This is a genomic window from Pseudohaliea rubra DSM 19751, assembly GCF_000764025.1.
In the GTDB taxonomy this organism is placed as follows: domain Bacteria; phylum Pseudomonadota; class Gammaproteobacteria; order Pseudomonadales; family Halieaceae; genus Pseudohaliea; species Pseudohaliea rubra.
On the sequence record NZ_KN234807.1, the window covers coordinates 1 to 8696 of the forward strand.

An 8696-nucleotide genomic window follows, 5' to 3' on the forward strand; every position below is an offset into this window, starting at 1 on the left:
GCTGGCGGCGCGCGGCCTGGCCATGGCCTCCGGGCTGCTCGCCTCGCCGACCCGGGGCGGCCAGAGCTGGCTCGCCCACGCCACGTTCGCCAATGGCCTCTGGGTAGACGGTCAGACACGATACGGAGCGGTGCTCGCCTCCGGTCGGCAGACGCTGTTCCATCTCGCCGGAGAAGCCGGCTTCCACACCGCCGCCGTGATGCCGCAGATCACCCTCGATTGGCCCGAAAGCGCCACCATGGGCTTTGAGACGATCCTGGCGGCGGCGGAGCTGGACTACCGGGGGCAGCCTTTCAACTGGGTCACGATGCCCGACCAGTTTACGCTTACCGCCATGGATCGCCTTCTGCGCGCGGAGCGGGTCGATGACCGACCGCTGTTCATCCAGGTCGCTACCGGCTCGTCCCACGCGCCCTGGGTGCCCGTGCCAGAGCTCCTTGCCTGGGAGGCCATAGGCGACGGCCATGTCTTTGATGCGGTGGCGGCATCGGGAGAGCCTCCGGAGGAGGTCTGGCGCGACAGCGACAGGGTGCGCGATCAGTACCGCATGGCCATCGACTACGCGCTGGAGACGGTGTTGTCCTATGCCGCCCGCCATGCCGATGACGCCCCTCTCATGATTGTCCTCGGCGATCACCAGGCGGCCGGCTTTGTTGCCCTGGATGAGCGGCCGCACGTACCTATGCACCTTATCGGCCCGGCACACCTGGTCGGACGTGCCGCCGTGGACTGGGGGCTGGCCTCCGGGTTGTTTCCCCCGGACTCGGCGCCGGTCGTCGCCATGGACAAGATGCGCGACCGGATTCTCGAGACGTTCTCGAGTACTGCCGCCGGCGCGGGAGACTGAGCGCATGGCCCTGGACCGTCGCCTCGTCAGAACGCTACAGCTGGTGGCCACGGCGGCGTGCCTGGCCTTACTCTGGCGGGCGGCAGACGGCGGGACGGCGTTGCGCCATCTCGCTGCCGCCAACCCGGCATGGATGGCCGCCGCGTTCGCGGCGCTGACGCTGCAGACGGTGCTTTCAGCGCTGCGCTGGCGCTTGACCGCTGCCCGCCTCGGTATCGCTCTGGAGCGGCGTGCGGCGCTCGCTGAATACTACCTCGCGCAGCTCCTGAATCAGGCGTTGCCCGGGGGCGTGCTCGGCGATGCCGGCCGCGCCGTCCGCGCCCGGGCGCCGGCGGGCCTGGTCGTCTCGGGGCAGGCGGTGGTCTTCGAGCGCCTCACCGGGCAGATCGCCCTGTTCGCGGTGTTCGCCGGGGGTGTGGTGGTTACGCAGGTGGTGCCGGGCGGCTTTGACGGTCCGTCCTGGCTGCTGGCGCCGGCGGCGCTGGTTGTTGTCGCCGGCGCTGCGCTGCTGCTCTGGCTTGCGGCGAGCCCGCTGCCGGGAACAGCGCCCCTGGGATCAGGCGCGGCCTTCCGTCATGCGGTGGCATCCCCCGACGTCCGCGTGCGGCAGGCCTGGTTGAGCCTCGGCACGGCGCTGTGCAACATCGCTGCTTTCGCCTTCTGTGCCGCAGCGATCGGCCTGACGCTATCGCCGGCCGCGGCGCAGGTGCTGGTGCCGCTTATCCTGCTCAGCATGTTGATCCCGATCACCATAAGCGGCTGGGGCCTGCGCGAGGGCGCGGCTGTGGCACTGCTGCCCCTGGCCGGCGCCACCGGTGCGGAGGGCCTGGCCGCCAGCGTTGCCTTCGGTTTTACGATGATGGCCGCGGCCCTGCCCGGCCTCGCCGCCCTTGCCCTCGCTACGGCGCCCGACCCGGTGGAGTCGTGATGTTCTCGTCTGGGAACGGCGGCCATAGATGACCACGGCGAGCGTAGCCTTCGCGATCCCCGGCGACCTCATGACGCCGACGGGCGGCTATGGCTATGACCGCAGGCTCCTGGCGGGGCTGCGCGACCTGGGGCGCGCCGTTGAGCATATCCCGCTAGCGGCGTCCTTTCCCGAGCCGTCAGCGGCCGACAATCGCGATGCCGCACAGCGGCTCGCAGCCGTTCCGGCACACTGCCCCGTGATTATCGACGGCCTGGCGCTTGGCGCCATGGATCGGGCCGTGCTGGCCGGTATGAGCGCGCCGATCGTGGCGCTGATCCACCACCCGCTCGCCCGGGAGAGCGGCCTGGACCCGGCGCGGAGCCGGGCACTCCTGGCCTCGGAGCGGGACAACCTCGAGCTCGCCGCCCATGTCGTTGTGACCAGCCCGCACACGGCTGCGCTGCTGACGGCGGATTATGGTGTGGCGCGCGGGCGCATCACCGTCGCCCGCCCCGGCGCAGACCGGCACCGAGGGCGCGGCGCGCCGGTCGATCCACCATTGATCCTGGCCGTTGGCACCCTGGTGCCGCGCAAGGGTCACGATGTGCTGCTCCGCGCCCTCGCGCGCCTGATCGACCGGCCCTGGCAGGCGGTTCTTGCGGGCGCCGGGCGCGATGCTGACTACCGGGATGGTCTCGTGCGGCTGGAGGCAGAGCTCGACCTCTCCGGCCGGGTCCGCCTGGCCGGGCGCGTAGCCGCCGCAGAACTTGCGGAACTCTACCGCCAGGCCAGTCTGTTCGCTCTCGCCACGCGCTACGAGGGCCACGGCATGGTCTTCGACGAGGCCATGACCGTGGGTCTGCCCATTGTGTCCTGTAGGACGGGCGCCGTGCCCGACACCGTTGCGCCCGGCGCCGGGCTTCTCGTTCCCGTGAATGATCCGGCGGCCTTTGCCGCGGCGCTCGCGCAGTTGCTCGATGATCCACGGCGCCGCGCCACCATGGCGGCGGCCTCCGCGGCGGCGGGCGCGGCGCTGCCGGGCTGGAGCGAGACGGTGCAGCAGATCGCCTGCGTTCTCGACTGCGTGGTGTCCCGTGACTGACGCCGCAGTGGCGGAGGATCTGGCGCTGGCGCTGCGCCTCGCCCGGGAGGCCGGCGAATTGCTGCTCGCGCACTGGGCTGAGCGCGCTTCGCTGACGGTGACGGCCAAGGGCGCCGGTGATTTCGTCTCCGAGGCGGACCGCGAGGCCGAGGCCTGGCTGCGCCGCGGGTTCGCCTGTGCCCGGCCCGACGACGGCTGGCTCGGCGAGGAGACTGGGGCGGCGGCGGGTGGCGCGCGGCGCTGGATTGTCGACCCCCTCGATGGCACCACGAACTTTCTCCACGGCCTCGGTCACTGGGCCGTATCCGTGGCTCTTGAGGAGGAGGGTGCGCTGTCGCTCGGCGTGGTTCATGATCCGCTGCGCGGTGAGACCTTTGCCGCGACCCGGGGCTGCGGCGCCACGCTGAACGGGTCGCCCATTGCCGTCGCAGCGGGCGGCGTCATGGCGTCGGCGCTTTTCGGGACGGGGATCCCCTTCGGTGACATGCCGCATATCGATGACCATGCGGCCGATCTTGCGCGGCTGATGCCCGCCTGCGCCGGTGTGCGGCGCCTGGGTGCAGCGGCGCTGGACCTTGCCTACGTGGCCGCCGGGCGCCTCGACGGCTTCTGGGAGCGACGGCTGCAACCCTGGGATATCGCAGCCGGTCTGGTCCTGCTGCGGGAGGCCGGGGCGCGGGTGGAGGGCTGGACGCCGGAGGAGCGGCCCGAAACGAGCGGCACCGTCATCGCTGCCGGCCCCGCGCTCTTTCCCGCCTTTTCGGCCCGCCTGCGTGCGGCCTAGCGCCGGCGGGATGGTCCTCGCCGTCAACGCGGCCGCGGCCGGCGCGTCAGGGCTGCGGCGCGACCCGCGCGAAAAGATCGCCGGAGGGCGCGTCGGCGGGGAGGGTCGTGAGCCAGTCGCGCACCGCACGTGCATCACGCCAGTCGGGCCAGAGGAACCCCGAGCGCTCGCCAACCACAGGATTGAAGCGATAGGCACCGAGCGCCTCGATCCGCGCGATCACGGCCTGGGTGAGCTGTGCAAAAGCCGGCAGGTATTCCACCGACAGCAGCGGCACCGGCTGCGAAAGCCCGGCCAGCACCTCGCTCTCGAAGCCCTCGACGTCGATTTTCACGTAGGCGGGCAGACCGTGCGCTGCGACCAACCCGTCGAGCGTGATCATCCTGACGTGCTCGGTCTGATCCCAGCGCACGTGGTCAAAACCATGCGCGCGGGGGGCGCCGGCTACAAAGCCGCTGTGCAGGGACGAGACGGTAGGGTGGCGGGAGGAGACGGCCATTTCCCCCGTGGCTTCCCGCGCACCGGCGGCGGCCTCGATCAGCAGAACATCCCGCGGCAGCGTGAGCCGGAGGAAGCGCGCAAAGAGCGCCTGCGGTTCCAGGGCGATGACCCGCGCGCCGGCGGAGCGCATGGCCCGTGCCCGTGTTCCGACATGGGCGCCGACGTCGATAGCCAGGTCACCGGGGCTGAGCAGCTCGTCGTACAAGCGCCGCCAGGCCCGCAGGGTCGCGGGGTTATGATAGGTGACCAGCGATCTGGTAAAACCCAGCCAGCGCTTCATGCGAGGAGCCATTCTGAGGACTGTCAGCAAGGATAACGCGATGACGGTGAAGGCGGAGCCCGCAGGATGACGATCGCAACAGCATTGTGGTGCGTCGACGTCGAACGGGCGGAGCTGCGGCCGGGCGGCCTCGGCGACGGCACGCTTGTCGAGACACGCTATTCCGGCATCAGCCGCGGTACCGAGCGCATCGTGTTCCGCGGCCAGGTGCCTGAGAGCGAGTACGAGCGGATGCGCGGTCCGGCGCAGGAGGGCGCCTTTCCCTTTCCGGTGAAGTATGGCTACTGCGCCGTGGGGCGTGTCGCCGAGGGCGCGCTGGCCGGACGCGACGTGTTTGCGTTGCACCCTCATCAAACCTGCTTCCGGCTGCCCGAGGCGGCGCTGACACCGCTCCCCGAGGGGCTGCCTGCGGAGCGCGCGGTGCTGGGCGCGAATATGGAAACGGCGCTGAATCTTCTCTGGGACAGTGGCGCGGGCGCCGGCGATCGGATCGCTGTGATCGGCGCGGGCGTTGTCGGTGCGCTCACGGGGTACCTCGCCGCGAGGCTGCCCGGGGCCGAGGTGACCCTGGTCGACCTGCTGCCGGAGCGCGCAGCGCTCGCCGCCGGCCTCGGTTGCCGCTTCGCGACACCGGCTGCCGCGCCGCGGGACTGCGACGTGGTCCTGCACCTGTCGGCAACCGGTGCGGGCCTGGCTACGGCCATCGACTGCGCGGGCACCGAGGCGACAGTCGTGGAGGGCAGCTGGCAGGGCGCGGGTGCCACCCCGGTGCCCCTCGGCGGTGCCTTTCACAGCCGGCGACTGCGCCTCGTCAGCTCCCAGGTCGGTCGACTGCCGCCGGCGCGCGCCCCGCGCTGGAGCCCCGCCCGGCGCATCGCCAGGGCCCTCGACCTGCTGCTCGATCCGGCGCTGGATGCCCTGATCAGCGGCGAAACGGGGTTCGGGGAACTGGCCTCACGCTACGCCGGGATCCTGGCTGACCCGGAAACGCTCTGTCACCGTATCCGCTACGACTGCTAAATGAGGACCGCTATGTTTGCCGTCGAAGTCCGCGACCACATCATGATCGGCCATTCGTTGCCCTCGCCCGTGTTCGGCCCGGCGCAGGGCATGCACGGGGCCACCTTTACCGTCGATGCGGCGTTTTTCACGGAAGACATCGACGAGCACGGTCTGGTCGTCGATATCGGGCTGGCTACCCGGGTGCTGGCAGAGGCCCTGGCACCGCTGCGCTACGCGAATCTCGACGAGGTCCCTGCCTTCGAGGGAAAATTCACCACCACGGAATTCCTCTGCGGGCATCTCTTTGAGATGGTGGCCGAGCGAGTCCGCGCCGGGAGCCTTCAAGATAATAGCCGGGTAAAAAAGCTCCGCATTACGCTGCACGAAAGTCACGTGGCGCGGGCCTGGTTCGAGGGAGACCTCTAGGGCGTGGGCTTTGCTGCCGACTGGCTGGCGTTGCGCGAACCCGCTGACCGGGCGGCGCGTGACGCTGCGCTGGCCCGCCGCGCCGCCGAGGTGGCCGGTCCGACGCCGTTTATCGTCGACCTCGGCTGCGGCACCGGGGCCAGCTTCCGGGCGCTCGGACCCTGGCTGCCCGCCGGGAGCCGGTGGTGCTTTGTCGACAGCGATCCGCGCCTGCTGGCCGCCGCTGCCGCTTCCGCCGGTGATGCCGCCGAGGTTCTCGAAGCGGACCTCGCCGATCTGCCCTCCCTGCCGCTCGCGCGCGCAGGGCTGGTCACGGCCTCGGCGTTGCTCGATCTCGTGTCCCGGGCCTGGCTGGAAGCGCTGGCTCGCTGCCTGACGGTGCCGTTTTATGCCGCGCTGAGCTATAGCGGCAGCATGCGGTGGCTGCCCCCGGACCCGCGCGACGAGGCGATCACCGCCGCTTTCAACCGTCATCAGCGCGGCGACAAGGGGCTGGGCCCGGCGCTGGGTCCGGAGGCCGCCGAGACCGCAGCGGCGATCTTCGAAGCCGCGGGCTTCGACGTGCTGCGTGCGTCCAGCCCGTGGCAGCTCGAATCCTCGATGGCCGCGCTGCAGCGCGAGCTTACCGCCGGCATCGCCGCCGCAGCGGGCGAGGCCGGCGTTGCCGGGGCCGCCGCCTGGGGCCGCCAGCGACGCCAGCTGGCTGATGAGACCCGCTGTGAAATCAGCCACCTCGATATCCTCGCGGTCCCCCGCTCCCTCGCTGGCAGGTCGCCTCGTGTTCACCGTTGATGTGACAGCGAAGGTCTGGCGCCGCCTGCTGGAGGTGCGGCGGGGCCGTGCCTGCACCTGCTGCGGACAGTGGTCCGCCGGTGAACGCGCGGCCCTGGATCTCTACGGACCGCTGGCGCGGCGCGACCTCGGGCCCTCCGCTGTCGCGCAGATCGGCCAGTCCCTGGATGGGCGCGTGGCGACGGTGACGGGCGATGCGCGCGATGTCTCGGGCCCCGATGGCCTTGCCCACCTGCACCGGATGCGGGCGTTGGCTGACGCGGTGCTGATCGGCGTGCGCACGGCGCTTCACGATAGCCCGCGGCTGACCGTGCGCCTCTGCGACGGCGGCAACCCCGCCCGCGTGGTCATCGACCCGCAGGGGCGGCTTCCGGATGACGCGCCCCTGCTGGCGGAGGACGGCGTGCGTCGGATCGTGATCCAGGCGGTGGACCGTCCGCGGCGCAGCGATGTAACCGTCATCCGGCTGCGGTCCCGGGACGGTCAGCTCGATCCCGGCGAGATTGCGTCGGCGCTGCATGGCGAGGGCCTGCAGAGCCTTCTAGTGGAGGGTGGCGGCATTACCATCGCCCGTTTTCTCGAAGCCCGGCTGCTCACGCGGTTGCAGCTGGCCATCGCGCCCCTGCTGATCGGTGATGGTCCCCAGGGGTTGACGTTGCCCGCCTCCCAGACGCGCCTTGCCGATGCCATCCGCCCCGTCACGCGCGCCTTCTCCCTCGGCACTGATGTTGTGTTCGATTGCGGTCTTCGGGACGAGGCATCGTTGGCGACGCAGCCGGTGCACGGAGCGCCTGGACGGTAGCGCCGCTGTCGGCCCGTTATGGCGCCTGCAGCCGCGGCGCTGGAAGCGGGCGAGGAGCCCTTCGGCCGGGCGTTCGGCTTTGGCCGCCGTCGCTCAGGCGCCGGCGTCGAAGAAACCCCGGTAACCGTAGAGCGCCTGGGCGCCGCCGGTGTGCAGGAAGACAATATTCTCCCCCGCAGCGTAATGCCCTTTGCGTATAAGGTCGATGAGTCCGGCCATGCCCTTGGCGCTGTAAACCGGGTCCAGGAAGATGCCTTCGAGCTCGGCGAGGAGGCGGATGGCCTCGATGGCACCCTCGGTAGGCATGCCGTAGCCATCGCCGATGTAGTTGCAGTTCACCTGCACGTCGTCGTCGGCGATTGGTGTCCGCGAGCCCAGATAGTCCGCAGTTTCCCGGGCGAGGCCGAGCACTTTGGCATGCTGCGCCGGCGCCGGGGTCCGCACACCGACACCGAGCACCGGGATGCCGCTGCTGGACGCCACCAGGCCCGCTACCAGGCCGGCCTGGGTGCCGGCGCTCCCGGTGGCGTGGACGAGCCGGTCCACGCGCAGCCCCGCGTCGTTGGCCTGCTGCAGGAGCTCCAGGGCGGCGTTGGCATAACCAAGGGCGCCGACGCGGTTGGAGCCACCACCGGGAATGACATAGGGCCTGCGCCCCTCGGAGGCAAGGCGCTCGGCGACCACCGCCATGGCGGCGTCCATGTCCGTGCCGGCCGGGCGCTCCTCCAGCGTTGCGCCGAGGAGCCTGTCCATAAGCACGTTGCCGTTCTCGCGATATTCCGCGTCGGTGAAGCCGGTGCGGTCCTCGAGGAGCAGGTGGCAGGGCAACCCCTCCCGGGCGCAGGCCGCAGCGGCCTGGCGCACATGGTTCGACTGGGTGGCGCCCTGGGTGATCACGCAGTCGGCGCCCTGGGCCAGAGCATCCCCCAGGAGGAATTCGAGCTTGCGGGTCTTGTTGCCGCCCCCGGCAAGCCCCGTGCAATCATCGCGCTTGATCCACAGTGCGGGTCCGCCCAGCGCGGCTGAGAGGCGCGGCAGCGGCTCCAGGGGTGTGGGGAGGTGGGCGTAGGGGCGGCGGGGGAAGCGTGACAGGTGCATCGGTGAGGGTCCGTGGGTGAAAGGCGCCCATGATACCGATGCACCGGTTCTGCGACATCCCGGCGCGTCAGCAGCCGTGGACGCGGCGTCCCGCTGCGGTGGCGTGGTGGCAGCGTCCGGGCGCAGGCGGGCCGGGGCGTGGCGCTCGCGGA

At 70.9% G+C, this 8696-nt stretch carries 10 protein-coding genes; 8 read left to right on the top strand and 2 right to left on the bottom strand.

All coding sequences use genetic code 11. The annotated features are described in order from the left end of the window. From HRUBRA_RS13980 to HRUBRA_RS13995, 4 genes are all read left to right on the top strand, one after another. Positions 1–847: sulfatase-like hydrolase/transferase (locus HRUBRA_RS13980; RefSeq protein WP_035518170.1), on the top strand; the 847-nt coding region annotated here is incomplete at its 5' end. 4 nt (positions 848–851) lie between these two features. Beyond that, complete coding sequence (locus tag HRUBRA_RS13985) at positions 852–1775, top strand: lysylphosphatidylglycerol synthase transmembrane domain-containing protein (protein WP_035518173.1); 924 nt, start codon at positions 852–854, stop codon at positions 1773–1775. A 28-nt stretch (positions 1776–1803) separates the two neighbouring features. Next, positions 1804–2859 carry a glycosyltransferase family 4 protein gene (locus HRUBRA_RS13990; protein WP_035518174.1) on the top strand — a complete coding sequence of 352 codons (1056 nt, stop codon included), beginning with the start codon at positions 1804–1806 and terminating at the stop codon, positions 2857–2859. Further along, positions 2852–3643, top strand: a complete 792-nt coding sequence (locus HRUBRA_RS13995) for an inositol monophosphatase family protein (RefSeq protein WP_035518176.1) — start codon at positions 2852–2854, stop codon at positions 3641–3643. The genes HRUBRA_RS13990 and HRUBRA_RS13995 overlap by 8 nt, the downstream gene beginning before the upstream one ends. A gap of 46 nt (positions 3644–3689) precedes the next feature. Here the strand turns inward: HRUBRA_RS13995 and HRUBRA_RS14000 are convergent, their stop codons facing one another. Continuing rightward, positions 3690–4424, bottom strand: a complete 735-nt coding sequence (locus HRUBRA_RS14000; RefSeq protein ID WP_052094953.1) for an FkbM family methyltransferase — start codon at positions 4422–4424, stop codon at positions 3690–3692. A gap of 66 nt (positions 4425–4490) precedes the next feature. On the opposite strand from HRUBRA_RS14000, the gene HRUBRA_RS14005 reads away from it, so the two are divergent. Genes HRUBRA_RS14005 through HRUBRA_RS14020 form a run of 4 tightly spaced genes read left to right on the top strand, consistent with a single transcriptional unit; the run spans position 4491 to position 7446 of the window. Then, positions 4491–5444, top strand: a complete 954-nt coding sequence (locus HRUBRA_RS14005; RefSeq protein WP_035518177.1) for a zinc-dependent alcohol dehydrogenase — start codon at positions 4491–4493, stop codon at positions 5442–5444. A gap of 12 nt (positions 5445–5456) precedes the next feature. Further along, positions 5457–5852: a 6-pyruvoyl trahydropterin synthase family protein gene (locus HRUBRA_RS14010; RefSeq protein WP_035518179.1), complete on the top strand. Its 396-nt coding sequence runs from the start codon at positions 5457–5459 to the stop codon at positions 5850–5852. A gap of 3 nt (positions 5853–5855) precedes the next feature. Next, complete coding sequence (locus HRUBRA_RS14015) at positions 5856–6644, top strand: class I SAM-dependent methyltransferase (protein ID WP_035518181.1); 789 nt, start codon at positions 5856–5858, stop codon at positions 6642–6644. Then, entirely contained in the window at positions 6631–7446 is an 816-nt protein-coding gene (locus HRUBRA_RS14020; protein ID WP_035518183.1) for a RibD family protein, read from the top strand. Before HRUBRA_RS14015 ends, HRUBRA_RS14020 begins: the two co-directional genes overlap by 14 nt. Positions 7447–7539: 93 nt before the next feature. Here the strand turns inward: HRUBRA_RS14020 and cuyA are convergent. Further along, positions 7540–8696 (bottom strand): D-cysteate sulfo-lyase (cuyA, locus tag HRUBRA_RS14025; protein ID WP_236629882.1); only part of this gene is annotated, 1157 nt, incomplete at its 5' end.